The sequence below is a fragment of the Streptomyces sp. A0592 genome (genome assembly GCF_004795115.1).
Classification (GTDB): Bacteria; Actinomycetota; Actinomycetes; order Streptomycetales; family Streptomycetaceae; genus Streptomyces; species Streptomyces erythrochromogenes.
This window is the reverse complement of the sequence record NZ_SSBM01000031.1, coordinates 46,895-71,996: the sequence shown is the minus strand read 5'-3', so window position 1 is coordinate 71,996 and position 25,102 is coordinate 46,895. Positions and strand designations below refer to the sequence as shown.

Annotated in this window: 24 protein-coding genes and 1 tRNA gene; 6 read left to right on the top strand and 19 right to left on the bottom strand. The window is 71.2% G+C overall.

The features are described from left to right. The first annotated feature begins 108 nt into the window (after positions 1 to 108). Positions 109 to 408 (top strand): hypothetical protein, encoded by a 300-nt coding sequence (locus E6U81_RS31140; protein ID WP_136233374.1) that lies wholly within the window; start codon positions 109 to 111, stop codon positions 406 to 408. 72 nt (positions 409 to 480) lie between these two features. Here the strand turns inward: E6U81_RS31140 and E6U81_RS31135 are convergent, their stop codons facing one another. The 3 genes from E6U81_RS31135 to E6U81_RS31125 all read right to left on the bottom strand — a co-directional run bounded on the left by E6U81_RS31135 (position 481) and on the right by E6U81_RS31125 (position 2,772). Continuing rightward, positions 481 to 660 (bottom strand): hypothetical protein, encoded by a 180-nt coding sequence (locus tag E6U81_RS31135; RefSeq protein ID WP_136233373.1) that lies wholly within the window; start codon positions 658 to 660, stop codon positions 481 to 483. 168 nt (positions 661 to 828) lie between these two features. Then, positions 829 to 2,124 (bottom strand): MFS transporter, encoded by a 1,296-nt coding sequence (locus E6U81_RS40105; protein ID WP_168714777.1) that lies wholly within the window; start codon positions 2,122 to 2,124, stop codon positions 829 to 831. Positions 2,125 to 2,271: 147 nt separating this feature from the next. Beyond that, a complete protein-coding gene (locus E6U81_RS31125; protein ID WP_136233372.1) occupies positions 2,272 to 2,772 on the bottom strand; it encodes a MarR family transcriptional regulator in 501 nt (166 codons plus the stop codon). Between the two features lie 115 nt (positions 2,773 to 2,887). Between E6U81_RS31125 and E6U81_RS31120 the strand changes: the two genes are divergently transcribed. Further along, on the top strand, positions 2,888 to 3,706 hold the full coding sequence (locus E6U81_RS31120) for an NAD(P)H-binding protein (RefSeq protein WP_136233371.1): 819 nt from the start codon (positions 2,888 to 2,890) through the stop codon (positions 3,704 to 3,706). A gap of 46 nt (positions 3,707 to 3,752) precedes the next feature. Here E6U81_RS31120 and E6U81_RS31115 read toward each other — a convergent pair whose 3' ends face one another. From E6U81_RS31115 to E6U81_RS31100, 4 genes are all read right to left on the bottom strand, one after another. Then, a complete protein-coding gene (locus E6U81_RS31115; RefSeq protein WP_136233370.1) occupies positions 3,753 to 5,138 on the bottom strand; it encodes a GH1 family beta-glucosidase in 1,386 nt (461 codons plus the stop codon). After that, on the bottom strand, positions 5,135 to 5,959 hold the full coding sequence (locus E6U81_RS31110) for a carbohydrate ABC transporter permease (protein WP_136233369.1): 825 nt from the start codon (positions 5,957 to 5,959) through the stop codon (positions 5,135 to 5,137). The genes E6U81_RS31115 and E6U81_RS31110 overlap by 4 nt, the downstream gene beginning before the upstream one ends. After that, a complete protein-coding gene (locus tag E6U81_RS31105; protein WP_240804119.1) occupies positions 5,956 to 6,861 on the bottom strand; it encodes a sugar ABC transporter permease in 906 nt (301 codons plus the stop codon). Before E6U81_RS31105 ends, E6U81_RS31110 begins: the two co-directional genes overlap by 4 nt. A 97-nt stretch (positions 6,862 to 6,958) precedes the next feature. After that, positions 6,959 to 8,308: an ABC transporter substrate-binding protein gene (locus tag E6U81_RS31100; protein ID WP_136233367.1), complete on the bottom strand. Its 1,350-nt coding sequence runs from the start codon at positions 8,306 to 8,308 to the stop codon at positions 6,959 to 6,961. 105 nt (positions 8,309 to 8,413) lie between these two features. Here E6U81_RS31100 and E6U81_RS31095 point away from each other — a divergent pair, with 105 nt between their 5' ends. Further along, the gene (locus tag E6U81_RS31095; protein ID WP_136233366.1) at positions 8,414 to 9,457 is read left to right on the top strand and encodes a LacI family DNA-binding transcriptional regulator; all 1,044 of its coding nucleotides are present in this window, start codon (positions 8,414 to 8,416) and stop codon (positions 9,455 to 9,457) included. 65 nt (positions 9,458 to 9,522) lie between these two features. Here the strand turns inward: E6U81_RS31095 and E6U81_RS31090 are convergent. The 4 genes from E6U81_RS31090 to E6U81_RS31075 all read right to left on the bottom strand — a co-directional run bounded on the left by E6U81_RS31090 (position 9,523) and on the right by E6U81_RS31075 (position 12,272). Beyond that, positions 9,523 to 9,595, bottom strand: a tRNA-His gene (locus E6U81_RS31090). Positions 9,596 to 9,703: 108 nt separating this feature from the next. Then, complete coding sequence (orn, locus tag E6U81_RS31085) at positions 9,704 to 10,306, bottom strand: oligoribonuclease (RefSeq protein WP_136233365.1); 603 nt, start codon at positions 10,304 to 10,306, stop codon at positions 9,704 to 9,706. A gap of 105 nt (positions 10,307 to 10,411) precedes the next feature. After that, positions 10,412 to 11,584, bottom strand: coding sequence for a helix-turn-helix domain-containing protein (locus tag E6U81_RS31080; RefSeq protein ID WP_031145357.1), 1,173 nt, complete (start codon positions 11,582 to 11,584; stop codon positions 10,412 to 10,414). Between the two features lie 376 nt (positions 11,585 to 11,960). Beyond that, positions 11,961 to 12,272 carry a hypothetical protein gene (locus E6U81_RS31075; RefSeq protein ID WP_136233364.1) on the bottom strand — a complete coding sequence of 104 codons (312 nt, stop codon included), beginning with the start codon at positions 12,270 to 12,272 and terminating at the stop codon, positions 11,961 to 11,963. Between the two features lie 436 nt (positions 12,273 to 12,708). Between E6U81_RS31075 and E6U81_RS31070 the strand changes: the two genes are divergently transcribed. Further along, positions 12,709 to 13,242 carry a universal stress protein gene (locus E6U81_RS31070; protein WP_030655530.1) on the top strand — a complete coding sequence of 178 codons (534 nt, stop codon included), beginning with the start codon at positions 12,709 to 12,711 and terminating at the stop codon, positions 13,240 to 13,242. A gap of 98 nt (positions 13,243 to 13,340) precedes the next feature. Further along, complete coding sequence (locus E6U81_RS31065) at positions 13,341 to 13,910, top strand: GPR1/FUN34/YaaH family transporter (protein ID WP_136233363.1); 570 nt, start codon at positions 13,341 to 13,343, stop codon at positions 13,908 to 13,910. Positions 13,911 to 13,993: 83 nt separating this feature from the next. Here E6U81_RS31065 and glmS read toward each other — a convergent pair whose 3' ends face one another. The 3 genes from glmS to E6U81_RS31050 form a co-directional block, all read right to left on the bottom strand. Further along, entirely contained in the window at positions 13,994 to 15,811 is a 1,818-nt protein-coding gene (gene glmS / locus E6U81_RS31060) for a glutamine--fructose-6-phosphate transaminase (isomerizing) (protein WP_136233362.1), read from the bottom strand. A 70-nt stretch (positions 15,812 to 15,881) separates the two neighbouring features. Beyond that, positions 15,882 to 16,157, bottom strand: a complete 276-nt coding sequence (locus E6U81_RS31055) for a hypothetical protein (RefSeq protein WP_030025937.1) — start codon at positions 16,155 to 16,157, stop codon at positions 15,882 to 15,884. Positions 16,158 to 16,254: 97 nt separating this feature from the next. Continuing rightward, positions 16,255 to 17,142, bottom strand: a complete 888-nt coding sequence (locus tag E6U81_RS31050) for a DUF4429 domain-containing protein (RefSeq protein ID WP_136233361.1) — start codon at positions 17,140 to 17,142, stop codon at positions 16,255 to 16,257. 52 nt (positions 17,143 to 17,194) lie between these two features. Between E6U81_RS31050 and E6U81_RS31045 the strand changes: the two genes are divergently transcribed. Continuing rightward, positions 17,195 to 18,775 carry a beta-N-acetylhexosaminidase gene (locus tag E6U81_RS31045; RefSeq protein WP_136233360.1) on the top strand — a complete coding sequence of 527 codons (1,581 nt, stop codon included), beginning with the start codon at positions 17,195 to 17,197 and terminating at the stop codon, positions 18,773 to 18,775. Between the two features lie 134 nt (positions 18,776 to 18,909). Here E6U81_RS31045 and E6U81_RS31040 read toward each other — a convergent pair whose 3' ends face one another. From E6U81_RS31040 to E6U81_RS31020, 5 genes are all read right to left on the bottom strand, one after another. Continuing rightward, positions 18,910 to 20,691, bottom strand: coding sequence for an IucA/IucC family siderophore biosynthesis protein (locus tag E6U81_RS31040; RefSeq protein ID WP_136233359.1), 1,782 nt, complete (start codon positions 20,689 to 20,691; stop codon positions 18,910 to 18,912). Then, a complete protein-coding gene (locus E6U81_RS31035; RefSeq protein ID WP_136233358.1) occupies positions 20,688 to 21,275 on the bottom strand; it encodes a GNAT family N-acetyltransferase in 588 nt (195 codons plus the stop codon). Before E6U81_RS31035 ends, E6U81_RS31040 begins: the two co-directional genes overlap by 4 nt. Beyond that, positions 21,272 to 22,573, bottom strand: coding sequence for a SidA/IucD/PvdA family monooxygenase (locus tag E6U81_RS31030; protein WP_136233357.1), 1,302 nt, complete (start codon positions 22,571 to 22,573; stop codon positions 21,272 to 21,274). Before E6U81_RS31030 ends, E6U81_RS31035 begins: the two co-directional genes overlap by 4 nt. Then, positions 22,557 to 24,047, bottom strand: coding sequence for an aspartate aminotransferase family protein (locus tag E6U81_RS31025; RefSeq protein ID WP_136233356.1), 1,491 nt, complete (start codon positions 24,045 to 24,047; stop codon positions 22,557 to 22,559). The genes E6U81_RS31030 and E6U81_RS31025 overlap by 17 nt, the downstream gene beginning before the upstream one ends. A 147-nt stretch (positions 24,048 to 24,194) precedes the next feature. After that, positions 24,195 to 25,094 carry a siderophore-interacting protein gene (locus tag E6U81_RS31020; protein ID WP_136233355.1) on the bottom strand — a complete coding sequence of 300 codons (900 nt, stop codon included), beginning with the start codon at positions 25,092 to 25,094 and terminating at the stop codon, positions 24,195 to 24,197. Positions 25,095 to 25,102 lie beyond the last annotated feature (8 nt).

Here is a 25,102-nt window from a genome sequence, read left to right as displayed (position 1 = left end):
CCGCCCGGCTCGCTGCGCCCGTCCCGCTGTGCCGTCCCGTACGGGGGCGCACCTGTTGCCGTGCCCCCGGTCCGCGCCGAGGGTGGGCCGTGACGGAAGGAGCCACGCATGAGGGTCATGCTCAGGGCGCACATGGACACGGCCGCCACCAACGAGTCCGTAAGGACCGGCGGCCTCCCCCGGGCCATCCAGACACTGATGGAGCGCGTGAAGCCGGAGGCGGCCTACTTCGGGCTGCACGAGGGCGTGCGCTCCTGCTGGATCGTCTTCGACCTCCAGGACAGCTCGCTGATGCCGTCGTTGATGGAGGACCTCTTCTTCGAGTTCAACGCCGAGGTCGAGGTGGCCCCCGTCATGAACGCCGATGACCTGGTGAAGGGCCTGGCCGCGATGAAGTCCTCGGCGTAGGGGGCGCCCCCTCCACGGAAGACCCTGCCGGCCGCTGCCGACGGGGTCTTCGGGCTTCGCCGAGGTGGAGCCTCACCGGCCCGTGTCGGCGGCTTTTCCTCCGCGGAGGAAACGCGCCTTGCTGAGCGCCAGTGCGCAGGCTCCGGCCAGGAGGAACGTCGCCACGTATTGCGCCCAGGTGACATCGTGCAGGGCCCGGTTGGCCAGGACGAGCACGACGCCCCAAGCGAGAGTGAATGCGATCTTGGCCATGATGTTCCTGCCGCGGGAGAGAGCTGCGGGACAGCCGGTTTCCTGACTCGCGGAGCACCTGATGGGCAAGGATCATTCCTCGCTGATGGCCCCCTGAGCAGGCACTTCCTCGCCATTCTGTTCATCTGCCGTGGGACATCGGGTACGCGCGGTCCCCCGGCCGGTTCGTCACGGGGTGCCGCGTCGGCTCTTCGCGCGTGGCGGCAGGGCCGAGGCCAGGGCGAGGACCGCGGAGGCGGCGACCGCGGCGCAGGAGACGGCGAAGGCTGCCCGGTGGCCGTGGGCGGCCGCCAGGGGACCCGCGACGGCCGCGGCCAGGGCCTGGCCGAGGATGAGGCCGCTGCCGATCACGGTCATGGCCTCGCCCATCCGCTCCGCCGGGCCGGCTCGTTCCACCAGCCCGAACAGGGCGATCAGGTGCGGGGCCACGGCCAGGCCGATGCCCGCGACCGCGAAGGCGGCCGCCCACAGCCCGGACACCGCGAGCAGCGGAAGCGTGAGCAGGGCCTGGAGGGCAATCGTCCACCGCAGTCGCGCGGCCAGGTCCGCCGAGCCGGGCCGGGCGACCGTGGCGAACCCGGCGATCGAGCTGGTCACGGCCATGGCGGCCCACACGGGCCCGGCCGCGCCCGCCTCGCCCAGTGACGCGGCGAGCGCGTTGACGCCGGTGTTGGCCCCGCTCCACGCGGCCCCCTGCAGCACGGCCATCGTGAACAGCAGGGCCAGACGGGGCGACCACAGCCGTACGCCGGCCCGCCCGCCCGGGGCGCCGGCGGTAGGGGAGCCGGCGGCCGGGCCCGGAGCGGTCGGGTGTACCGCGAACAGGGTGCCGAACACCAGGATCAGCCCGGCCGCGAGGACGAGAGCCGAGGCAGGGTGCACGGTCACGGCCAGGATGCCGGCCAGCGCGGGGCCGACCATGAAGCCGACCTCGTCCAGGGTGGTGTCGAAGGACAGGGCCGATCCGAGCAGCCGCTTGTTCCCACCGGCCAGCCGCGCCCAACGGGCCCTGGCCAGCGGGCCGACCTGCGGGACGGTGAGACCGGCCGCGGCGGCCGGCGCCAGGAGGGCGGCCGGCGGCAGCCCGCCGAGGACGGCCGTGACGAGGGCGAGCAGGACGGCGGCGTTGGCCGCGCAGGCGAGGAGCAGCACGGGGCGGTGGCCGCGCAGGTCGGCGAGCCGGCCGATGACGGGGCCGCCGAGGGCCTGGCCGAGCCAGAGCGCGGCGGCCACGGGGCCCGCGTCGCCGATGCCGTGGCGTTCGGTGATGAGCGTGAGCGTTCCGATGGGGCACAGCGCGGCGGGGAGCCGCGCGAGGAACGCGTGGAGGGGGAGGGCGCTGCCGCCGAGGGCGAACACCGCGCGCAGGCCGCCGGGCGCGGCCCGGGAGCCGGGTGGCGGGATGGGCGCGGATGTGGGCGGGGGCGCAGGGGTGGCTGCGGATGAGGGCGTGGGCTGGGACACGGACAACCTCCGACCGCGCGCCGACCCTCCCGTTTCTCCGGCGCGCGCCGTTGCCCGTTGTCCCGGACCGTAGTGCCGCAGCGGTCCCCGCGGAAGCCCTTCCGCAGCCCGTTCCGCAGTCGGTTCCGCAGCCCGTTCCGCAGTGCGTCAGCCGGGCTCGCCGGAGGTCAGCCGCTTGGCCTGGGCCCGCCCTACCTCGGCGGCACGGTGCAGGTAGTCGGCGATGACGGCGAGTTCGGAGTCGGAGTAGCTCTCCAGAACGGCGCCGAAGGCGCGGCCCGGGGTGTCCCACGCCGCGCCGATGCGCTTGCGGGCCTCGGGCGAGAGGGAGACGAGGGAGCGGCGGCGGTCGTGGGGGTCGGCCTGGCGTTCGACGATGCCCGCCTTGACCATCCGGTCGACGAGGCGGGTGGCCGAGCCGGAGGTCAGGCCGGTGAGGCGGGCGATGTCGCCGGTGCTGACGGGGCCGGGCTCCATGTCGAGGAGGGCGACGCACTGCATGTCGGTGGGGTGCAGGCCGACCGAGTCGGCCATCGCCTGGTTGAAGAGGGAGTAGTCGGCGTAGTGCCGCTGGCTTTCGATGACGATGCGCGCGAGCAGCTCGGCTCGGCTCCACTCGTCACCCGTACGGGGGGAATCGGTTGACATCGGATTCTCCGTGCTCCAAATTTATCTGTGTGACGCAGAGGATGTGTAGTGCAGAATCTGTGTCGCGTAGTCATCCTAGCGTCAGTCCGCACCCTTCCAGCATGAGGAACCAGTCATGTCCATTCTTGTGACCGGCGGCCGCGGTGCCGTCGCCCGCGGTCTCGTCGGCCTCCTCGCCGCCCGCGGCATCCCCTACCGACTCGGTTCCCGTGAGCGCGGCACCCCCGATGCGGTCCACTGCGATCTCACCGATCCGGCGACGTATCCCGGTGCCCTCGCCGGAATCCGCTCCGTCTTCCTCTACGCGGAGGCGTCCGGCATCGAAGCCTTCGTCAAGGAGGCGGTCGCCGCCGGGGTGGAGCACGTCGTGCTCCTGTCCTCCTCCTCGGTGCTCGCCCCGGACGCTGCCGACAGCCCGCTGTCGGCCTCCCACCTCGTGGTCGAGCAGGCCCTGTCGGCCTCCCCGCTGCGCACCACCCTGCTGCGGCCGGGGTCCTTCGCGAGCAATGCCCGGGGCTGGGCCTGGTCGCTGAGGTCGGGCCGACCGGTCCACCTGCCCCACCCCGGCGCCCACTGCGACCCCGTGCACGAGGCCGACCTCGCCGAGGCTGCCCTCGCGGTCCTCACCGATCCGGCCCTGGCCGGCCGCGCGTACACGCTGACCGGCCCGCAGTCGCTGACCTTCGCTGCCCAGCTCTCGATACTGGGCGAAGTCCTCGGCCGGGCCATACCCTTCGAGGCCGTCTCGGCCGAGCGGTGGAAGGCCGAGGTCGACGGCTACATACCCGGCCCCTACGCCGACGCGCTGCTGGACTACTGGGCCTCCACCGACGGCCTCCCGGTCGAGCTCACCGGCGCCGTCGAGCAGCTCACCGGCCACCCCGCCCGCACCTTCAGGACCTGGGCCGAGGACCACGCGGACGCCTTCGCGTGACCTCGGACCGGACTCCCGCCGCCGCGGACTTCGGCCGGCGCGGCGGCTACATGGCCCCCTTTCGGGCCAGTCGGGCGTACCAGTGGGCGCTGGAGCGCGGCGTGCGGACCTGGGTGTCGTAGTCGACGTGCACGATGCCGAAGCGTTTGCTGTATCCGTAGGACCACTCGAAATTGTCCAGCAGCGACCAGAGGAAGTAGCCGCCCACCGGGGCGCCGTCCGCCAGCGCGCGGTGGATGGCCGTGAGGTGTGCCTCCAGGTAGGAGATGCGCTGCGGGTCGTCCAGGTCCGGGGCGTAGGCCGCGCCGTTCTCCGTGACCATCAGCTGCAGGCCGGGTGCCTCGCGGGTGAAGCGCATCAGCAGGTCGTACAGGCCGGTCGGGTCGATCGACCATCCCATGTCGGTCTGGTCGCCCGGCGGCTGGTGGAAGGCCACCGTCTCCGCGGCGGGCCAGGGGGAGTGGGAGGTGGCGCCGTGGCCGTCGGCGCGCGGGCCGTTCCCGTCCGGGGCCGCGGACACCACCGCCGGCGTGTAGTAGTTCACGCCGAGGAAGTCCAGCGGCTGGCGAATCAGCGCCTCGTCGCCGGTGCGGACGAACGACCAGTCCGTCAGGGAGGCGGTGTCGGCGAGGAGGTCCTGCGGGTAGGCGCCGTGCAGCAGCGGCCCGGTGAAGATCCGGTTGGCGAGTGCGTCGATACGGCGGGCGGCGTCCAGGTCGGCCGGCGAGCCGGTCAGGGGCCGTACCGCGCTGGGGTTGAGCGCGATGCCGATCCGGGTGCGCGCCGGCAGGGCCGCCGCGGCCAGGCCGTGGGCCAGGTTGAGGTGGTGGGCGGCGCGCAGCGAGTCGGCGGGCGAGGTGCGGCCGGGCGCGTGCACCCCCGAGGCGTAGCCGAGGAAGGCGCTGCACCAGGGCTCGTTGAGGGTGGTCCAGAGCTCCACGCGGTCGGCGAGGGCGTCCGCGACCTGACCGGCGTACTGGGCGAAGGCGTAGGCGGTCTCCCGCTCGGGCCAGCCGCCGGCGTCCTCCAGCTCCTGCGGGAGGTCCCAGTGGTAGAGGGTCACGCAGGGCCGGATGCCGTGGGAGAGCAGCTCGTCGACGAGCTTGTCGTAGAAGCCGATACCGCCGGCGAGGACGCGTGGCCAGGACACCGAGAACCGGTAGGAGCCCAGCCCCAGTTCGGCCATGAGGGCGACGTCCTCGCGCCACAGCCGGTGGTGGTCGACGGCGACGTCGCCGGTGTGGCCGCCGTACACCTTGCCCGGGGTGCGGCAGAAGGTGTCCCAGATGGAGGGCCCGCGCAGTGCGGCCGCGCCCTCGATCTGGAAGGCCGCCGTGGCCGTGCCCCACAGGAACCCGTCGGGGAAGCGGAGCTCCCCGCCCGGATCCGTCGCGTCCGACGTGTGTGCCGTGTGCGTCGGGGTGTCAGTCATCCCTTTACCGCTCCCTGCATGATGCCGCCGACGATCTGGCGGCCGAAGACGATGAACACCACAAGCAGCGGGAGCGTGCCCAGCAGCGCACCCGCCATGATCACGGACTGGTCGGGGATGTACCCCCGGCCCAGGCCGGTCAGGGCCACCTGGACCGTCGGGCTGCCGTTCTGGGTCAGCGCGACGATCGGCCAGAAGAAGTCGTTCCAGGACATGACGAAGGTCAGCATCCCCAGCACCGCCATCGCCGGCCGGGCCGCCGGGAAGACCACGTGCCACATGACCCGCAGGGAGCTGGCGCCGTCCGTGCGGGCCGCCTCCACCAGTTCCGTCGGCAGCGCGTGCACCAGGTACTGGCGCATGAAGAACACGCCGAAGGCGCACACCAGGGAGGGCAGGACCACCGCCTGGAGCCGGTCGGTCCACGACAGCTTCGCGATCAGCATGTACAGCGGCACCACGCTCAGCTGCGGCGGGATCAGCATCGTCCCCACCACCATCCCCATCAGCATCCGGCGTCCGCGGAAACGGAGTTTGGCGAAGGCGAAGCCCGCCAGGGTGGAGAAGAGGACCGTCCCGACGGTGACGGTGCCCGCCACGATCACCGTGTTCAGCAGGGCCGTGCCCATGTTGGCTTCGGTCCAGGCGATCTGCAGGTTCCGTCCCAGGTTCCCGCCGAACCAGAACGGTGGCGGGGTCTGGGCCAGGCGCGTGTTGGTACGGGAGGCCGCGATCGCCGTCCACACCAGCGGGAAGAGCGAACCGGCGGTGAAGAGGCCGAGCACCACATAGGTGAGCCGTCCCGCGCGCAGCGATCTCATCGCGAGTCCCCCCGTCCGCGCAGCAGCCGGGCCGCCCCGGCGATCAGCAGCAGGATGAGGAACATCGCCCAGGCGATCGCCGAGGCCCGTCCCAGGTGCAGGTTCACCCAGCCCTGCTCGTACAGGTACAGCCCCAGTGTCTGGAACTGGTGGTCCGAGCCGCCCGTCGCGCCCGCCCCGCCGTTGAACAGCAGCGGCTCACCGAACAGCTGGGTCGCCCCGATCGTCGACACCACGCAGGTGAAGAGGATCGTCGGCCGCAACGAGGGCACCGTGACGTGCAGGAACTGCTGCCAGCGCGAGGCCCCGTCCAGTGCGGCCGACTCGTACAGCTCGCCCGGTACGGCCTGCATGGCCGCCAGGTAGATCAGCGCGTTGTAGCCGGTCCACCGCCAGATCACGATGGTGGAGACCGCCAACTGCGAGGCGAAGGTGCCGTTCTGCCAGTCCACCGCCCCGAAACCGACCGCCGAGAGCGCCCAGTTGATCATCCCGTAGTCGCGGCCGAAGAGCAGCACGAAGACGAGCGTGGCCGCCGCCACCGAGGTGGCGTACGGGGTGAGCACGGCGACCCGGAAGAACGCCGAGCCCCGCAGCCGGTAGTTGAGCAGATGGGCCACGCCCAGCGCGATCGCCAGCTGCGGCACCGTCGAGAGCAGCCCGATGGTGAGCGTGTTGCGCAGCGCGTTCCAGAAGAACTCGTCGTCCCACAGCCGGGTGAAGTTGCGCAGGCCCACCCACGTCATGGCGTCCGGGTCGGTCAGCTCCACCTGGTGCAGCGCGGCCCAGCCCGTGTAAAGCAGCGGGAACAGCCCGAAGGCGGCGAAGAAGAGGAAGAAGGGCGCCACGAAGGCGTACGGGCTCCAGCGCAGGTCCCAGCGGTAGCGGCGCGAGCGCCACACCTGGCCCGGCCGGCCCCGGCCGCCCCCCTCCGCCGCCGCCCGCTCCGGGGCGGCGGCGGAGGGGGACAGGAGTGCCGTCTCGTCCGTCACCGGCGCCTCACTGGTCCAGGGCGTTGTCGATGGCCTTCACCGCGGCCTCCCAGCCCTCCTGCGGGCTGCGGCCCTTCTGGTCGACCTGCAGCATCCCGATGTCCGCCAGGTTCTGCGCGATCACCAGGTCCTTCGGGCCGACCACCGTCACCGGCACCCCCTGCGCCGCCTTCGAGAAGATCTCACCGATCGGCGCGCCGCCGAAGTACTCGTGCTTCGCCCCCGACACCGCCGGCAGCTTGTAGGCGGCGCTCGCGCTCGGGAAGCTGCCCCGCTTCTCGAAGAGCTTCGCCTGCTGCTCGGGGGCCGTCAGCCAGGCCGCCAGCTTCGCCGCCGCCTCGGCGTTCTTCCCGGCCTTCGGGACCACCAGGAAGGAACCGCCCCAGTTGCTGGGCTTCGGCGCCTGCGCCACGTCCCACTTGTCCTTGCCCGCCGGACCGGCCTTGTCCTGGATGTAGCCGAGCATCCACGCCGGGCAGGAGACCGTTGCGAAGGCGCCGTTGGCGAAGCCCTGGTCCCAGCCCGGGGTGAACTGCTGCAGCTTCGCGCTGAGTCCCTCGGTGGCGAAGGACGCCGCCAGGTCGAAGGCTCCGCGCACCGCCGGGTTGGTCTTGTAGACGACCTTGCCCTGCTCGTCGTAGAACCGCTGGGCGCTGCTGCCCGTCACCGCGGCCATGACCCCCGACGCCGAGTCCACGAAGGACTTGCCTTCGCCGGCCTTCGCCTTGTAGGCCTTGCCCGTCTCCAGGTACTTGTTCCAGTCGCCCGCCCACAGCGCGCCGACCGCCTCCCGGTCCGAGGGCAGCCCGGCAGCCTCGAACAGGTCCTTGCGGTAGCAGATGCCCTGCGGGCCTATGTCGGTGCCGAGGCCGACCGTGGCCCCGCCCTTCGCCGCCGGCGCCGTGCCCTGCGCCCACTTCCACGGCAGGTACGCGGCCTTGTCCACGCCGGACACCTTGCCCAGGTCCACCAGCTTGTCGGCCTGGGTCGCGGTGATCTCGGCGATGTTGTTGACCTCGACGGCCTGGATGTCGGCGAGCCCGCTGCCCGTCCCCAGGTGCGTGAGGAGCTGGGGGTAGTAGTTCTCGTTGCGCTCGATGGAGGTCTGCTCGATGCGGATCCCCGGGTTCTGCGCCATGTACTCGTCGTAGAGCCCGGCCTCCTGGAGGCCGAAGGCCCCGAAGACGCCCACGGTCAGGGTGGTCTGGCCTTTCCCGCCGGCCGAGGGGCCCGCCTTCGGGTCCGTCTCGGGGTCCTGTGCGCACCCCCCGAGCAGCAGCGCGGCGGCGCCCATCGTGGCGACAGCCGTGACGAGGGTTCTTCGGGCTCGTGCTCGGGCCGGGGACTGGGCTCGCATGGGTTCCTCCCTGAAGGGTGGGCGACAACGTGGGGGTGTCGTGTGACACAGTGTGGGAGCGCTCCCACAGTAGTCAAGGGGTAGATTCACAACCGGGAGGAAGCCATGAACGGGAACGGGCGCAGCGGGGGACGGCCGACCCTGGAAGAGGTCGCGGTACGCGCCGGAGTCGGGCGCGGCACCGTCTCCCGGGTGATCAACGGGTCCTCCAAGGTCAGCGAGCAGACCAAGGCCGCCGTCGAGGCGGCCGTGACCGAGCTGGGGTACGTGCCGAACCGCGCGGCCCGCGCCCTAGCGGCCAACCGCAACGACGCCATCGCCCTCGTGATCCCCGAGCCCGAGGCCCGGTTCTTCGCCGAACCGTACTTCTCCGAAGTGGTCCGCGGGGTCGGGGCCGCCCTCGCGGAGACCGACATCCAGCTCGTGCTCACCCTGGCCGGGAGCGACCGCGAGCGACGCCGCCTCGCGCAGTACCTCTCCGGGCACCGCGTCGACGGCGTGCTGCTGGTCTCCGTCCACGCCGGGGACCCGCTCCCGGAGCTGCTGGCGGAGCTGGGCATCCCGACGGTGATCAGCGGCCGGCGCTCGGCGGCCGAGACGCTGCCCTGCGTGGACTCCGACAACCTGGCGGGCGCCGCCGAGGCAGTGCGCCACCTGCTCGACCGGGGGCGCCGTACGATCGCCACGATCACCGGCCCGCTGGACGTCTACGGAGCCCACTGCCGGCTCGACGGCTACCGGCAGGCCCTGGCCGCCGCGGGCCGCCCCGTCGACGAGAGGCTGGTCGCGGTCGCCGACTTCACCGAGGAGGGCGGCCGCCGGGCCATGCGCGAGCTGCTGGAACGCAGCCCCTCGCTCGACGCGGTCTTCGCCTCCTCCGACGTGATGGCGGCGGGCGCCCGTCGGGAGCTGCGCGCGTCCGGGCGCCGGATCCCGCACGACGTGGCCCTGGTCGGCTTCGACGACTCGGTGGTCGCCCGGCACATGGACCCGCCGCTGACCAGCGTCCGGCAGCCGATCGAGGAGATGGGCCGGACCATGGCGAGGATGCTGCTGGAGCGGGTCTCGGGCCGGCGGGGGAGCGCCGGGGCGGCGGGCGGGCCGGCGGTCGTCCTGCCGAACCGGCTGGTGGTCCGGGAGTCGTCCTGACCACGCCCGCCCGGCGACATGCAGAAGGCCCCGGTCCGCTTCCGCGTACCGGGGCCTTCCCGCAGGGTGAGTGACGGGACTTGAACCCGCGGCCACCTGGACCACAACCAGGTGCTCTACCAACTGAGCTACACCCACCATGTCCGGTCGGAAAACCGACCGGCCGAAGAAAAGGGTACAGGGTTCGGGAGGGTGCTCGCTCCACCGTTTCCCCGCACCCCTCTCCGGAGTGATCGGGCAGGTCCGCTACGCGCCCGGCGCCGTGTGCTTGGCCGCGATGCTGCGGGCCGTGTCCGAGTCGGGCCCGGGCTGCGGCACGAAGACCGCCTCGCGGTAGTAGCGCAGCTCGGTGATGGAGTCCTTGATGTCCGCCAGCGCCCGGTGGTTGCCGTTCTTCGGCGGGCTGTTGAAGTACGCCCGCGGGTACCAGCGGCGCGCCAGCTCCTTGACCGAGGACACGTCCACGATCCGGTAGTGCAGGTAGCTCTCCAGCGCGGCCATGTCGCGCAGCAGGAAGCCGCGGTCGGTGCCGACCGAGTTCCCGCAGAGCGGCGCCTTGCGCGGCTCCTTCACGTGCTCCCGCACGTACGCCAGGACCTGCGCCTCGGCGTCGGCGAGGGTGGTGCCCGCGGCCAGCTCGTCGAGCAGTCCGGAGGCGGTGTGCATCTCGCGGACCACGTCGGGCATGGTCTCCAGGGCCGCGTCCGGCGGGCGGATCACGATGTCCACGCCTTCGCCGAGCACGTTGAGCTCCGAGTCGGTGACCAGCGCGGCCACCTCGATAAGTGCGTCGTCCGTCAACGAGAGCCCGGTCATCTCGCAGTCGATCCACACCATGCGATCGTTCATGTGTCCCACCTTATGCGGTCCCCTGCGGAGCGGACCGCATATGCGGAAGGTCCCCCATCGGCGGTGACCGATGGAGGACCTTCGCTGTCGTACCCGTTGTGGGGGTTACGCGTGTTCCCGCAGGACCCGGTTCGGGGCGTACAGCTCCGTGACCGTGGGGCCCGCCGCGGCCAGGGCCGCCGCCGCCCGGTGGGGCTGCGGAGTGCGCTGGTGCGGCACCGGTCCCGTCGAGATCTCCGCCACCTGCGCGACGTCGGCCTGCGGCCGGCGTGCCCGGTAGGCGGAGCGGTATGCGGCCGGGGAGGACCCCAGCTGCCGTCGGAAGTGACCGCGCAGGGCGACCGGCGAGCGGAACCCGCAGCGTCCGGCGACCTCGTCGACCGAGTAGTCGGAGGTCTCCAGCAGCCGCTGGGCCTGGAGCACCCGCTGCGTGATCAGCCACTGGAGCGGCGCGCTGCCGGTGAGCGAGCGGAACCGCCGGTCGAAGGTGCGCCTGCTCATGTAGGCGCGGGCGGCCAGCGTCTCCACGTCGAACTGCTCGTGGAGGTGTTCCAGCGCCCAGGCGACGACCTCGGCCAGCGGGTCGGCGCCGATCTCCTCCGGCAGCGACCGGTCGAGGTAGCGCTCCTGGCCTCCCGTGCGGCGCGGCGGCACGACGAGCCTGCGGGCCAGGGCCCCGGCCGCCTCGCTGCCGTGGTCGGTGCGCACGATGTGCAGGCAGAGGTCGATTCCGGCCGCCGTGCCCGCGGACGTGAGCACGTCGCCGTCGTCGACGAACAGTTCGCGCGGATCGACGTGGACGGACGGGTAGCGCTTGGCCAGCGTCGGCGCGTACATCCAGTGCGTCGTCGCGGGCCGGCCGTCCAGCAGACCGGCGGCCGCGAGCACGAAGGCCCCGGTGCACAGTCCGACGATCCGGGCTCCCTCCTCGTGCGCCAGACGCAGTGCGTCGAGCGCCTCCGGAGGCGGTGGTGAAGTGATGGAGCGCCAGGCGGGAACGACGACCGTGCCTGCCCGGGCGATCGCCTCCAACCCGTATGGCGCGGTCAGTTCGAGTCCGCCGGTGGTCCTGAGCGGACCGTCCTCACCGGCGCACACGAGCAGTCGGTAGCGTGGAACTCCCGCGTCCTGCCGGTCAATGCCGAACACGGATAGTGGAATGGAGCTCTCGAAGATCGGTCCGCCGCTGAAGAGCAGCACCGCGACGATCTCCCTGCGGCGACGCCCCGCGAGCTTCCTGCCGGCGTCTGCGACGACGGCGGTGGAATCCTGGCTCATGGCGCTAAGCCCCCCTTGGGTGTCGCGACTCCTTGGTCTGGTCGCACCTGCACGTTTCCCCTCGGCCTTGCACGTGGATCCCCCGCCGTAAATACATGATCGAATCTACTGCGTCCCGTGGTGTCGGCGTGACAAGTTCAGCACGCAGCGCTATGTCGACTTCTCAACTTGGCGAAAAGCATTCGATCAGGAAGGGTTCCACTCCGCTACCCGGGTGGGAAGCGCGCATCGTGGCTGTGGCTAGTACCAGTAGGGCCAAAACGCCCCCCGGCGAATGTCGTCGCTGGTGGTGGGCGGGTCGGGCGGACATTCCGGCAAGGGGGGCAACCTGCCGGGAAGTTGGCTGAAAATATGCGGGTGTGGGTGTGCGAATGAGTCAGTCGTGCGGGGAGGCGGAGTCGGAGGTGCGGCAGCTCCGGCGGCCCGCGGGGCCGCCGCGCGAGTGCCGGCGGCGGGGCGCCGACGGAAGCCGCTCCTCCGCCCGGACCCGGGCCGCGGTCCGCTCCGAGTGCCGCAGCAGGACCAGGCAGGCGGCCGTGACGACGAACAGGCCGAGCGTGGCGACTGCCGCCCCGCCGAAGGAGGTTCCGTAGACGACGAGGACCACCGGGACGAGCAGGCAGCTGAAGGCGGCCCAGCGCACGACGTCACCCGCGGGGTCGTCGTGCGGGTGCCCGGAAGACTGCACGGACGGGTGAAGCGGTGGACGGGGAGAGGCGGTGAAGTGCGGGCTCGGGTCGGGGAAGTGGACGGACTGGGTCGGCTGAGCTGGCTGGACGGGGTGAACCGGATGGCCGGGCACGGCGTACTCCCTGCGGGCTCTTCCTGAACGGTCGGACGCATGTCCAACGCCGCCCGGCGGGGCTCGGTCACTGCGCGCACGGGTGGCAACTCCCCGTCTCGTCACTGGCTGTAGGGGACAGCGGCCATTGCCAAGGCGCGCTCGCTCCGGCATGCTCCCTGGGACGCTCTCCAAGTGCGGCAAGCCCTGTGCAGGACAGGAGTGTCGCCGTACCCTGGTGGGTATGGGCTTGGGAAGATGCTTCCCGGACAGAGCTCCGTCACACTGCGTCGCCGATATCGCCCCTGTTGCTTCCTCCAAGGACCTCTTCGCCGAGATACCCATGGCCGGTCACGAATTCTCCGAACCCGCGGACCGCAAGCGCAAACGGCTCGCCGACCCCGCGTCGGCCGCCGAGCTGCGCGCGGTGGAACAGACACGCTCACCCTGCGACCCGGCCTTCCGGCACGGCGTCGTTGTGGGATTCGACGGATCGACGTCCAGTGAGCGCGCGCTCGCGTACGCGATCGGTATGGCCCGCCGCTCCGGATCGGGTCTGATCATCGTCCATGTCGCCAACCGGCTGCCCACCACCGTGTGGGCCGGCTGCGAGCCGCCCGTCTTCGTGGACGTGCCGGACCACCGCACCGAGGTGCTGGGACTGGAGCTCGCCTGCGCCGACTACCTGGCCGAAGTGCCGTGGATCCTGGTCGAGCGCGGTGGTGACATCTGCCATGAGCTGGAGGAGGTCGGCCGGGAGTATTCGGCCGACGCCATCGTGGTCGGCTCCACGCACGGGATCGTGGGCCGGATCTTCGGCTCGGTGGCCGGGCGGCTCGCCAAGCGCGCACAGCGACCGGTTGTTGTCATTCCGTGACCGGTTGTTAAGTCGATTGTGCGGTTGTGCCCTCGTGTAAAGGGTAGATAAATGCTGCTGGGACGCAGCAAACAACTGCAGATCGAAGGGAGCCCGCCGTGGACAATGGTGTCTCTGCGGGAAGCACGGCCTCGACTTCGACCCTCGGGAACATCGCCCTGGGTCTCACCCTTCTCGCATTCGGTATCGGCCACACCGGTGTCATCGACGGTGTGACCGCTGCCAGCTCCGTGTCGCTCGCCACCTACGTCGGCGGTCTGGCCCTGTTCGTGCTCGGACTCCTGGAGTTCCGCGGCGGCAACGGCTTCAACGGCACGGCGTTCGCGGGCCTCGGAGCCTTCTGGTTCACCTGGGCCGCGGGAGCCGACGGAAAGGTTTCGGCAGATGCCGCCGGAACGTTCCTCGTCCTGTTCGCCCTCCTCGGCATCACCCTCACCGTGGGGGCCGCGAGCGGTCTCTTCGGCCAGGGCGTGTACGGCCTGTTCACCCTCTCCCTGCTGCTCCTGGCGATAGGTGCCTTCGCCGACAACAGCATGCTGGCCAAGGTGGCGGGCTGGGCGGCAGCGGTCGGCGGCCTCCTGGCCTGGTACGGGGCCACGGCGGCCCTGGCGCACTGGCCGATGGCCTTCGGCAGGGCCGGGCGCAGCGGCGCGGTCGCGGCGAGCTGAGCACGACACGCAAGAGCCCCCGTGCGCGGTGCGCACGGGGGCTCTCGTGTGTCTCCCGGGTGTCCGGCGACAGCCCGGGGCTGCTACTCGACGGTGACCGACTTCGCCAGGTTGCGCGGCTTGTCGATGTCCCGGCCCATGGCCAGGGCGGTGTGGTACGCCAGCAGCTGGAGCGGGATGCCCATGAGGATCGGGTCCAGCTCGTCCTCGTTCTTCGGGACCACGATGGTGTGGTCCGCCTTCTCCTGCTCGCGGTGGGCGACCGCGAGGATCCGGCCGCTGCGGGCCTTGATCTCCTCCAGGGCCGCCCGGTTCTTCTCCAGCAGGTCGTCGTCCGGGACGATCGCGACCGTCGGCAGCGAGGGCTCGATCAGGGCCAGCGGGCCGTGCTTGAGCTCGGAGGCCGGGTAGGCCTCGGCGTGGATGTAGGAGATCTCCTTCAGCTTGAGGGAGGCCTCCAGCGCCACGGGGTAGCCGCGGACCCGGCCGATGAACATCATCGACTTGGCCTCGGCGAACTCGGCCGCGAGCTTCTTGATGTCCTCTTCGCCGTCGAGGATCTCCTGGATCTGGCCGGGCAGCTTGCGCAGGCCCTCGATGATCCGCTTGCCGTCGGTGACCGAGAGGTCCCGGATGCGGCCCAGGTGCACGGCGAGCAGCGCGAAGGCCACGACCGTGTTGGTGAAGCACTTGGTGGAGACGACGCAGACCTCGGGGCCGGCGTGCACGTACACGCCGCCGTCGGCCTCGCGGGCGATCGCGGAGCCGACCACGTTGACGACGCCGAGGACGCGGGCGCCCTTGCGCTTGAGCTCCTGCACGGCCGCGAGCACGTCGTAGGTCTCACCCGACTGGGAGACCGCGATGTAGAGGGTGTCGGGGTCCACGACCGGGTTGCGGTAGCGGAACTCGGAGGCCGGCTCGGCGTCCGCGGGGATGCGGGCCATGCCCTCGATGAGGCCGGCGCCGATCAGGCCCGCGTGGTACGAGGTGCCGCAGCCCAGGATCTTGACCCGGCGGATGCCGCGCGCCTCGCGCGGGTCCAGGTTCAGGCCGCCCAGGTGGACCGTGTTGAAGCGGTCGTCGATCCGGCCGCGCAGCACGCGGTCGACCGCGTCGGGCTGCTCGGAGATCTCCTTGTGCATGTAGGTGTCGTGACCGCCCATGTCGTAGGAGGCGGCCTCCCACTCCACGGTCTCCGGGGTGGCGTTCGTCGTCGTACCGCTCGTGGTGTACGTGCGGAAGTCGTCGGCCTTGAGGGTGGCCATCTCGCCGTCGTTCAGGGTGACGACCTGGCGGGTGTGGGCGATCAGCGCGGCGACGTCGGAGGCGACGAGCATCTCCTTCTCGCCGATGCCGAGGATGACCGGCGAGCCGTTGCGGGCGACGACGATGCGGTCGGTGAAGTCGGCGTGCATCACGGCGATGCCGTACGTGCCGTCGATCGCCTTGACCGCCTCGCGGACCTTCTCCTCCAGGGTGTCGGCCTGGGAGCGGGCGATCAGGTGGGTGATGACCTCGGTGTCGGTCTCGGAGGCGAAGACGACGCCCTCGGCCTCCAGCTTGACGCGGAGCTCGGCGGCGTTGTCGACGATGCCGTTGTGGACGACGGCGACCTTGTTCTCCGGGTCCAGGTGCGGGTGCGAGTTGACGTCGCTCGGGGCGCCGTGCGTGGCCCAGCGGGTGTGGGCGATGCCGGTGGTGCCGGCGAAGCGCTTCGGGACCCGGGCCTCCAGGTCGCGGACGCGGCCCTTGGCCTTGACCATCTTGAGCGCGCCGGCCTTCGGGCTGTTCACGACGATGCCCGCGGAGTCGTATCCGCGGTACTCCAGCCGTGCCAGGCCCTCCAGCAGCAGCGGTGCCACGTCACGCTTTCCGATGTAACCGACGATTCCGCACATACGGTTCTGCCCCTCCTGAAGTTCGGTTCGTTGCCCGTCGTCCGCCCGCGGCCGCTCCTGCGGCGGCCGGTCAGCCGTAGACGATGCGGCGCAGCTGCCGGAGCGAGAGCTCCGGAGGCGCCACCGCGCGGTGCGGCAGCTCGGCCGCGATCCGCTCGAAGATCTCCGCGTTCACGGCTCCGCCGGCCTGCAGTTCGCGGTGGCGGCGGCGGACGAAGTCCTCCGTCGTCTCGTCGAAGTAGGCGAGCACGTCGAGGACCACCCGGGCCGCTTCGCCCCGCTGCAGCGAGGTGCTGCGCACCAGGTGTTCGACGAGGTCGTCATAGGACGGGCGGCGGTCGAGCACCCGTAGATAGTGACGTCTTCAGTCGCCCAACGCAAAGATCCTGCCCGATTCCGGGCAGGATCCTTCTGGTCTGGACCAGTGGAATGGGTGCATCCGGTCAGAATCTGCGCAAAACGGACTGCTTCGCCGCGGCGAACTCGTCGGCCGTGAGCACTCCCGCCTGGTGCAGCTCTCCCAGCTCCCGCAGCCTCCGCAGCAGGGCGTCGTGGTCCTCCCCGGCGCCGCCGGCCGGCGCGGCGAGCTCCTTCGGCGGGGCGTCCTCGACGGCCCGTTCCTGCGCCGGCGCGGCCGGGTGCGGCAGCCGCAGCGCCACCGCCGCGGCGACCAGCGCCATCAGCGGGTCCTTCTTGAAGCCGAACAGCTCCACCGTGTACGGGTCGTACTTGGGCGCGGCGGGCTGCGCGGCACCGGTCAGGCTGAAGCGGAGCCAGCCGTTCTCCAGCCCCTTCGCCGGGGCCCACTCCACCGTCCGCAGATCCGTCACCCGGAACTCGCGCGGCCCCCCGGAGCGCTTGGCCTCCTCGGTCGTCCAGTTCCACTCCAGTGCGATCCGGTCGCCGTCGAAGGTGACGGTCCCGTCGCCCGCGCCCACTGCCATCGGCACGGCGGGGCCGGGCAGCAGGTAGGTCGCCGAGGGGCCCGGATCCACCTGCTCCAGCAGCAGCGCGTTGCGCACCGCGTCCACGAAGTACTCCGCGACCCCCGTGCGGTCCGGCTCCACGCTCAGCCGGTACGGGTCGGATGCCTCCGGCAGCCGACCGCCCGTCACCTGCGTCAGCGGGTCCGCCCCCTCGCGCAGCCGCAGCCGCAGCCGCCCGGCCTTGCGGCCCGGCTCGTAACTGACCCCCGCGAGCGCGCGCAACGGCACGACCACCTCGCCCAGGGTCTGCCGCAGCAGACCCACCCCCTTGTCCCGGCCGGGCACGATGCGCACCGCGTCGCCGTCGAACGTCCAGGTTCCGTCCTTCTGGATGATTTCCGCCATTCGGCGATTCTCCCACCGCACACGGCAGGCCAGTTGGCCTATACCTGGGCACATGAGAGTCCTGCGACGCGCGCTCGGCACCCTCCTCGTCCTCGGTGCCGTCTCCTGCACCGCCGCCCGCGGCGACGACGCGAGCGCCGGTGACGACCCGCCCGCCGTCCTCGCCCCCTTCGAACGGCTCCTGCCGGCGCCGGTCTCCGCGCGCGCCGCGGGCCCCGGCTACTCCTTCGGGCCCGCCACGGTCGTGCGTACGGGGCCGGGCGCGGGCGAGGAGGTCCGCCGGGTCGGCGAACTCCTCGCGGAGCAGCTGCGCGGCCCGAGCGGGCTGCCGCTGCCGGTGGTCGAGGGGGCGCGGGGGGACGGAATCCGGCTCAAAATCGACGCGGGGGCCGAGGGGGTGGGGGAGGAGGGGTACCGGCTGACGTCCGGGCCGAGCGGGGTCGACCTCGTCGCGCGGACCCCGGCCGGCCTCTTCCGGGCGGGGCAGACCCTGCGCCAGCTGGTGCCGGTGGCCGGGCCCGGGACGGTACCGGGCGGCACGGTCACCGACCGGCCGCGCTTCGCCTACCGGGGGGCCATGGTCGACATCGCACGGCACTTCTTCACGGTGGAGCAGGTGAAGCGGTACGTGGACCAGCTCGCCCAGTACAAGATCAACACGCTCCACCTGCACCTCACCGACGACCAGGGGTGGCGCCTGGCGATCGACTCCTGGCCGCGGCTGGCGCAGTACGGGGGCGCCGGCGAGGTCGGCGGCGGCCCCGGCGGCCACTGGACCAAGGACGAGTACCGCGAGCTGGTCGCGTACGCGGCCGAGCGGTACGTGGACGTGGTCCCCGAGATCGACATGCCGGGGCACATGAACGCGGCCCTGGCCTCCTACGCCGAGCTGAACTGCGACGGGAAGGCGCCGCCCCGGTACACCGGGATCAAGGTCGGCTTCAGCTCGCTGTGCGTGGCGAAGGAGCGGACGTACGAGTTCGTCGACGACGTGCTCGGCGAGCTGGCGGAGCTCACGCCCGGCCGCTACCTGCACATCGGCGGAGACGAGGCGCACGCGACCCCGGCGGCGGACTACGCGGCCTTCATGGACCGGGCGCAGGAGGTGGTGGGCCGCCACGGGAAGACGGTGGTGGCCTGGCACCAGCTGGCGTCGGCGCGGCCGGCGCCGGGCGCGGTCCTGCAGTACTGGGGCCACGACAGGACCTCCGCCGCGGACCGGTCGGCCGTGACGGCGGCCGCGAAGGCGGGGCACCCGCTGATCCTGTCCCCGGCGGACCGGGTGTACCTGGACATGAAGTACGAGGCGGCGACGAAGCCGGGGCTGTCCTGGGCGGGCTACGTCCCGGTGGCGCGGTCGTACTCCTGGAACCCGGGGGCCTACCTGGCCGGGGTGGCGGAGTCCGCGGTGCTCGGGGTGGAGGCCCCGCTGTGGACGGAGAACGTCGCGACGCGGGCCGAGTGGGAGCTGATGGCGTTCCCGCGGGTACTGGGCCTGGCGGAGCTGGGCTGGTCCCCGGCGGCCGCCCTCGACTGGACCACGTACGGCCGCCGCCTCGCCGCGCAGGCGCCCCGCCTGGACGCCCGGGGCATCGGCTACTTCCGCGCCCCGGACGTTCCGTGGGCGCGGTGAGCCCCGGGTCCCGGCCGCGGACATGGCGAAGGCGCGACCGCGAAGAGGGCCTTTGACTTCGCGGTCGCGCCGTCACACTGGCGGGGCGGGGCGGGTGCCGAGGGACCGTCCCGACGCCCGCCCCGCCCCGTGTCTCACCGCCGGGCGAAGGCCGCGACGGGGTTCTTGAGGTTGCCGATCAGCTGGAGCGCGGCGGACGGGTCGGAGAGGTCGACCATCTGCTTGTTGTTGCGCAGCTGGAGGCGGTTGAGGCAGGACAGCTGGAACTCCTCCGCGAAGAAGTCGTAGCGCTCGAACTTCTCCGCGAGGGCCGGCATGGAGTCCTGGTAGTCGTGGGCGCAGTCGGCCACGGCCTGCCAGAAGGTGTCCTCGGTGCAGATGCCCTCCGTGACGAGGATGGAGGACAGGAAGCGGAAGAAGCAGTCGAAGACGTCGGTGAAGATCGACAGCAGCTTCATGTCCTCCGGGACGTCCGCCCGGATCCGCTCGACCGCGGGCGGCAGCACCGCGTCCGCGTCCATGATGACGATCTCCTCGGCGATGTCCTTGAAGATCGCACGCTGGACGACGCCGTCCTTGATGACCAGGATGGTGTTCTCGCCGTGCGGCATGTACGCGAGGTCGTACTGGTAGAAGCAGTGCACCAGCGGCAGCAGGTAGGCGCGCAGGTACGGCTTCAGCCACTCGGCCGCGGTGAGGCCGGACTCCTCGATCAGGGCGCCGACGAACGACTTGCCCTCGGCGTCCACGTGGAGGAGCGAGGCCATGGTGGCCAGGCGCTCGCCGTCCCCGAGGGAGTTCACCGGGGATTCGCGCCACAGGGCCGCCAGCATCTTGCGGTACGGCGAGTAGCGGTCGGTGGCGCGCTCGTACTGCAGGTGCCGGTAGCCGATGGCCGCGCGCTCGCGGATGATCGAGAAGTCGACGGCCTGCAGGACCTCGTCGGACTCGATCAGCTGGTGCAGCCAGTCGTTGATGGCGGGGGTGGCCTCCATGTAGGCGGCCGAGAGGCCCCGCATGAAGCCCATGTTCAGGACGGAGATGGCCGTCTTGACGTAGTACTTCGTCGGGGTGGTGGTGTTGAAGAAGGTACGGATCGACTGCTGCGGGAGGTAGGCGTCCTCGCCCTCGCCGAGCAGCACCAGGCGGCGGCCCGCGATCTCCGCGGCGAAGGTGATCGTGGTCTTGTTCCACCACTGCCAGGGGTGGACCGGGAAGAGCAGGTAGTCCGCCGGGTCCAGGTCCAGGGAGCGCAGCTTCGCGGCGAACAGGTCCACGGCGGCGTCGCCCAGCTCGGCGCGCATGAAGCTGTCGTGCTCCAGGCCGGCGCCCGCCGTGAAGGTGGCGACGTCCTTGTGCGCGGCCGCCCAGATCAGGTGGACCGGGCTCGCGGCCTCCGGGGCGTACGCGTGGTACTCGTGCACGCCGAAGCCGAGCCGGCCGTTGTTGGCGACGAAGCAGGGGTGGCCCTCGGTCATGCCGGTCTCGATGTCCTGGAAGGAGGACTTGGCCAGCACGTCGGCGGGGATCTGCGGCTTGGTGTACTTGAAGGCCGAGCCCGCCAGCGTGGAGGAGATCTCCTCCAGGTAGACCGGCAGGACCTCCGCGCTCAGCCCCAGGGTCTGCTGGAACTCGATGTGGAAGTCGATGGCGTCCAGCGGCAGGGACTGCCCGTCCCGCAGCCGGGTGATGGTGACCTCGTCCACCGACCAGTGGTCCAGGACCTGGCGGGAGGCGTCGAAGTGGTACTCCACCGCGCCGTCGTCGGAGACGACCGAGTAGCGGTCGCCGCCGAGGGACACGGGGGTCAGCAGGCGCTCGTGCGCGAACTCGGCGAGGGCCTTGCGGACCAGGGCGCGGTTGGCGCGGTCCCACAGCTCGGGGGAGAGGTGGGAGACGGCGTCGGAGAGCCTCATATCGACGCCCCCTGGGCGATGCCGGTGGCGGCCTCGAACTGCTCGCGGGTGCAGAAGCTCAGCAGCGCTTCCTTTTCCGGCTTGGTGACCTGCCGCTCCGGCCGGAAGCCGACGGCCTCGTTCAGCGCGTGCACGGCGGTGTTGGCGACGTCCGGCTCGACCACGACGCGGACGGTGGCCGGGTCGGCGAAGATCGCGGCCATGACGGTCGTGATGACCGCGCGGGTGAACCCGTGCAGCGGCCGGTCGCTGGGCGCGACCAGGAAGTGCATGCCGACGTCGCCGGGCCGGGCGTCGTACAGGCCGACCAGCTCCAGCTCGCTCGGGTCGTAGGTCTCCATCAGGAAGGCGGGACGGCCCTCGTGCAGGCCGATGTAGGCCTGGTGGTGCTCGTGGGCCGTGATGCGCATGTACTCGCGCTCGACGTCCGGCAGCGAGGCGTCCTGCATCATCCAGAACGAGGCCTTGGGGTGCGTGACCCAGCCGTGCAGCAGCTCCGCGTCGGCGAAGGGGTCCAGCGGGCGGATCGCGAAGTCCCCGAGGACCGCGTCCGTCCGGGAGTAGAGGGTGTCGGTGGTGCTCATGCGTGGGTGCCTTCCGGGGCGGCGAACTGCTGGAACGCGATGGACTTCTCGACCTTGTAGTACTCGCGGCCGAGCAGCTCACCGACGATGTACGCGTTGCGGTACGCGGCCATGCCCAGGTCGGGGGAGGTCAGGGAGTGGTTGTGGGTGGTGCCGTTCTGGAGGTACACCCCGCGGCCCGTGGTGTCGACGCTGTAGTTGCGGGCGGCGTCCAGGCGCCCGCGGCCGTCGAAGTTGAGGCGGTCGCGCACCGGGTCGAGGAAGTCCGGGGTCCGGTACTTGTAGCCGGTGGCCAGGACCAGGCCCTCGGTGGTGAGGGAGAAGTCCCGCTCCTGCTCCTCCTGGCGCAGCCCGAGGGTGTAGGTGCCCGCGGTGGTGTCGTAGGCCGTGCTGTTCAGCGAGGTGTTGGTCAGCAGGGTCGTCGGCACGGCGCCCGGCATGGAGATCCTCTTCTGGTAGAGCAGGTCGAAGATGGCGTTGATCAGGTCGCCGTCGATGCCCTTGAAGAGGTTCTTCTGCTGGGTCTCCAGCCGGTAGCGGGTGTCCTCCGGGAGGGCGTGGAAGTAGTCCACGTACTCGGGGGAGGTCATCTCCAGCGTCAGCTTCGTGTACTCCAGCGGGAAGAAGCGCGGGGAGCGCGTGACCCAGTTGAGCTGGTAGCCGTACACGTCGATCTCGGCGAGGAGGTCGTAGTAGAGCTCCGCGGCGCTCTGGCCGGAGCCGATCAGGGTGATGGACTTCTTCTTCTGCAGCTCCGCCTTGTTCGGCATGTAGGCGGAGTTGTGCAGGAAGTCGCCGCCGAGGCCGGCGCAGGCCTCCGGGACGTGCGGCGAGGTGCCGGTGCCCAGGACCAGGCGGCGGGCGCGGTGGGTCTCGCCCTTGTCGGTGCGGACCTCGTAGACGCCGGCCCGCTCCTCGTAGGTGACCTCGGTGACGGAGGTCGAGTACAGGACGTTGTCGAGGCGGTCGGCGGCCCAGCGGCAGTAGTCGTTGTACTCGGCGCGCAGCGGGTAGAAGTTCTCCCGAATGTAGAAGGAGTACAGCCGGTCCTGGTCCTTCAGGTAGTTCAGGAAGGAGAAGGGCGACGTCGGGTCGGCGAGGGTGACCAGGTCCGACATGAAGGGCGTCTGCAGGTGTGCGCCGTCCAGGAACATCCCCGCGTGCCACTCGAAGTGCGGCTTCGACTCGATGAACAGGCCGCTCAGCTCGTCGATCGGCGCGGTCAGGCAGGCCAGTCCCAGGTTGAAGGGACCGAGGCCGATGCCGATGAAGTCGAGGGGCTCAGTGGTGGACGGCAAGGGATTCTCCCAGGAACTGCTCGGCGTGTGCGGCGAGGAGGTCGAGGACGGCAGCGATGTCGGCCGTCGTGGTCTGCGGGTTGAGGAGGGTGAACTTCAGGTACTGCTTCCCGTCGACCTTGGTGCCCGCGACGACGGCCTCGCCGGAGGCGAAGAGCGCCTTGCGGGCGTGGAGCTGGGCCTCGTCGAGGAGTTCCGCGGGAACGTCGTCGCCGGGCAGGAAGCGGAAGACCAGGGTGGAGATCTGCGGCTCGACGACGACCTCGAAGCGCGGGTCGGCCGTGATCACGCCGTAGCCGGCGGCCGCGAGGTCGATGACCTCGTCGAAGAGCGAGCCGATGCCGTCGGCGCCCATGATGCGCAGCGTCATCCAGAGCTTGAGGGCGTCGAACCGCCGTGTGGTCTGGATGGACTTGTCGACCTGGTTCGGGATCCGCTCCTCGGCCATGCGCCGCGGGTTGAGGTAGTCCGCGTGGTACGTGGCGTGCTTGAGGGTGTCGCGGTCGCGGACCAGCATCGCGCTGGAGCTCACGGGCTGGAAGAACGACTTGTGGTAGTCGACCGTGACCGAGTCGGCGTGCTCGATGCCGTCGAGGAGGTGCCGGCGGGTGGGGGAGACCAGCAGTCCGCAGCCGTAGGCGGCGTCCACGTGCATCCACGCGGAGTGCTCGGCGGTCAGGCGGGCGATCTCGGGGAGCGGGTCGATGGACCCGAAGTCGGTGGTGCCGGCGGTGGCGACGACGGCCATGGGGAAGAGGCCCTCGGCGGCGCAGTTCTCCAGCTCCAGCGCGAGGACGGAGGTGTCCATCCGCCGGTTGCGGTCCACGGGTACGGAGATGACGGCCTCGTAGCCCAGGCCGAGCATGGCGGCCGACTTCTGCACGCTGAAGTGGCTGGCCTCGGAGGTGAAGATGCGCAGCTTCGGGAGGAGTTCGGCCTTGGTCAGGCCGATTCCGGCGCCCATGGCGCGCTTCATGACGATGCGGCAGGCCTCGTCGCGGGCCAGCAGCAGGGCGTGGAAGTTGGACTGGCTGCCACCGGAGGTGAAGATGCCGTCCGCCTTCTCCCCGAGGCCGATGCGGCGCGTGGTCCAGTCGATGAGGCGGCGCTCGATGAGCGTGCCGCCGATGGACTGGTCCCAGGTGTCGAGGGAGGAGTTGACGGCGGCCATGACGGCCTCGCCGACCACCGCGGGGATGACTACCGGGCAGTTGAGGTGGCCCAGGTAGCGCGGGTGGTGGAAGTAGACGGCGTCGCGGAGGTAGACGTCCTCCAGCTCGGCGAGCGCGGCGGAGGAGTCGCCGAGCGGGGCATCGAGGTCGATCCCGTTGATGACCGGGGCGAGTTCGTCGACGGATATACCGGTGTGGGGCCGTTCGGTGGTGGCGAGCTTGGCGGCGACGCGGTCGACGCCCTCGGTGACAGAACGACGGTAGATATCCGCGGTCGTCTCGTTCAGCAGATGCTGGCGCATCAACTTTCCTCCGGGCAGGGGGGAGAAGGGGAGGGTGGGGTGTGTGATGTTTAGGTTAGCCTAACCTAAGCGGAATGGCCAAATGAAGATGGACCCTGGGTTCGACCAGGGCCCATCTCGAACTGCTGTGGAGGGAAGCGGAGCTGACTACAGCTCGGACGCGGGGTCCTCGCTGGGAGCCTTGCCCGCATACGCCTCGGCGAGGAGCTGCTCCTCGCTCGCGCCGAGCCGCCAGTAGCCGGTGAAGCGCACCGAGCGGCGGTCGACGGATCGTTCCTGCACGAAGTGGCGGCGCACCGCGCGAACGGTGCCGGCCTCGCCGGCCAGCCACACGTACGGGGCCTCGGCGACCGGCGGCTGCGCCGCGCGGACCGCCTCCAGCACCCGCCCGGTCCGCTCCCGGCCGTCGCCCTCGCGCACGATCCACGTGATGTCCGCGTCGGCGAGCGTGTCGAGTGCGAGGCGGTCGTCCTCGTGCGGGACCTCGAACCAGGCCCGGACCCGGGTGCCCGCCGGCAGCCGGTCCAGGATCGCGGCCGCGGCCGGCAGGGCGGTCTCGTCCGCGTACATCCAGACCGCGTCGGTGCCGGCCGGGGCCTGGAAGCGCACGGACTTGTTCTCGGCGACGGCCGGGCCGATCGCCATGATCCGGCGGCCGGCGCTCGCGCGCCCGGCCCAGTGGGAGGCGGGGGAGGAGTCCCCGTGCAGGACGAAGTCGATGTCGACCTCGACCGCGCCGGCGTCGTCACGGCGCTGCTCGCGCACGGTGTAGGAGCGCATCACCGGCCGCTCCTCGTCCGGCATGCCGCGCCAGGCGGCGAACCAGGTGTCCTCGTCCGTGGACGGGAGCACGGTGTGCTCCTGGCCGGACGGGGGCAGGAAGAGCGACAGGCTCTGGTCGAAGCCGCCCGATCGGAAGCCCGCGAGGGACTCCCCGCCGAACGTGACCCGCAGGAACGAGTGGCCCAGGCGGCGCGTGCGGAGCACTTCGAGCGTGAAGAAGCGGAAGTGCGCCACGGCCGGGGCGTCGGACGCGGTGGCGGTCATGCGAAGGT

Excerpts from the sequence above, each read along its gene's own strand:
- E6U81_RS31120 (WP_136233371.1), top strand. The coding sequence starts at position 2,888 with ATGTCCATTCTTGTGACCGGCGGCCGCGGTGCCGTCGCCCGCGGTCTC.
- E6U81_RS31020 (WP_136233355.1), bottom strand. The coding sequence starts at position 25,094 with ATGACCGCCACCGCGTCCGACGCCCCGGCCGTGGCGCACTTCCGCTTC.
- orn (WP_136233365.1), bottom strand. The coding sequence starts at position 10,306 with ATGAACGATCGCATGGTGTGGATCGACTGCGAGATGACCGGGCTCTCG.
- E6U81_RS31050 (WP_136233361.1), bottom strand. The coding sequence starts at position 17,142 with ATGGCGGAAATCATCCAGAAGGACGGAACCTGGACGTTCGACGGCGAC.
- E6U81_RS31025 (WP_136233356.1), bottom strand. The coding sequence starts at position 24,047 with ATGCGCCAGCATCTGCTGAACGAGACGACCGCGGATATCTACCGTCGT.
- E6U81_RS31135 (WP_136233373.1), bottom strand. The coding sequence starts at position 660 with ATGGCCAAGATCGCATTCACTCTCGCTTGGGGCGTCGTGCTCGTCCTG.
- E6U81_RS31045 (WP_136233360.1), top strand. The coding sequence starts at position 17,195 with ATGAGAGTCCTGCGACGCGCGCTCGGCACCCTCCTCGTCCTCGGTGCC.
- E6U81_RS31035 (WP_136233358.1), bottom strand. The coding sequence starts at position 21,275 with ATGAGCACCACCGACACCCTCTACTCCCGGACGGACGCGGTCCTCGGG.
- E6U81_RS31095 (WP_136233366.1), top strand. The coding sequence starts at position 8,414 with ATGAACGGGAACGGGCGCAGCGGGGGACGGCCGACCCTGGAAGAGGTC.
- E6U81_RS31140 (WP_136233374.1), top strand. The coding sequence starts at position 109 with ATGAGGGTCATGCTCAGGGCGCACATGGACACGGCCGCCACCAACGAG.
- E6U81_RS31080 (WP_031145357.1), bottom strand. The coding sequence starts at position 11,584 with ATGAGCCAGGATTCCACCGCCGTCGTCGCAGACGCCGGCAGGAAGCTC.
- E6U81_RS31100 (WP_136233367.1), bottom strand. The coding sequence starts at position 8,308 with ATGCGAGCCCAGTCCCCGGCCCGAGCACGAGCCCGAAGAACCCTCGTC.
- E6U81_RS31110 (WP_136233369.1), bottom strand. The coding sequence starts at position 5,959 with ATGAGATCGCTGCGCGCGGGACGGCTCACCTATGTGGTGCTCGGCCTC.
- E6U81_RS31070 (WP_030655530.1), top strand. The coding sequence starts at position 12,709 with ATGGCCGGTCACGAATTCTCCGAACCCGCGGACCGCAAGCGCAAACGG.
- E6U81_RS31040 (WP_136233359.1), bottom strand. The coding sequence starts at position 20,691 with ATGAGGCTCTCCGACGCCGTCTCCCACCTCTCCCCCGAGCTGTGGGAC.
- glmS (WP_136233362.1), bottom strand. The coding sequence starts at position 15,811 with ATGTGCGGAATCGTCGGTTACATCGGAAAGCGTGACGTGGCACCGCTG.
- E6U81_RS31125 (WP_136233372.1), bottom strand. The coding sequence starts at position 2,772 with ATGTCAACCGATTCCCCCCGTACGGGTGACGAGTGGAGCCGAGCCGAG.
- E6U81_RS31115 (WP_136233370.1), bottom strand. The coding sequence starts at position 5,138 with ATGACTGACACCCCGACGCACACGGCACACACGTCGGACGCGACGGAT.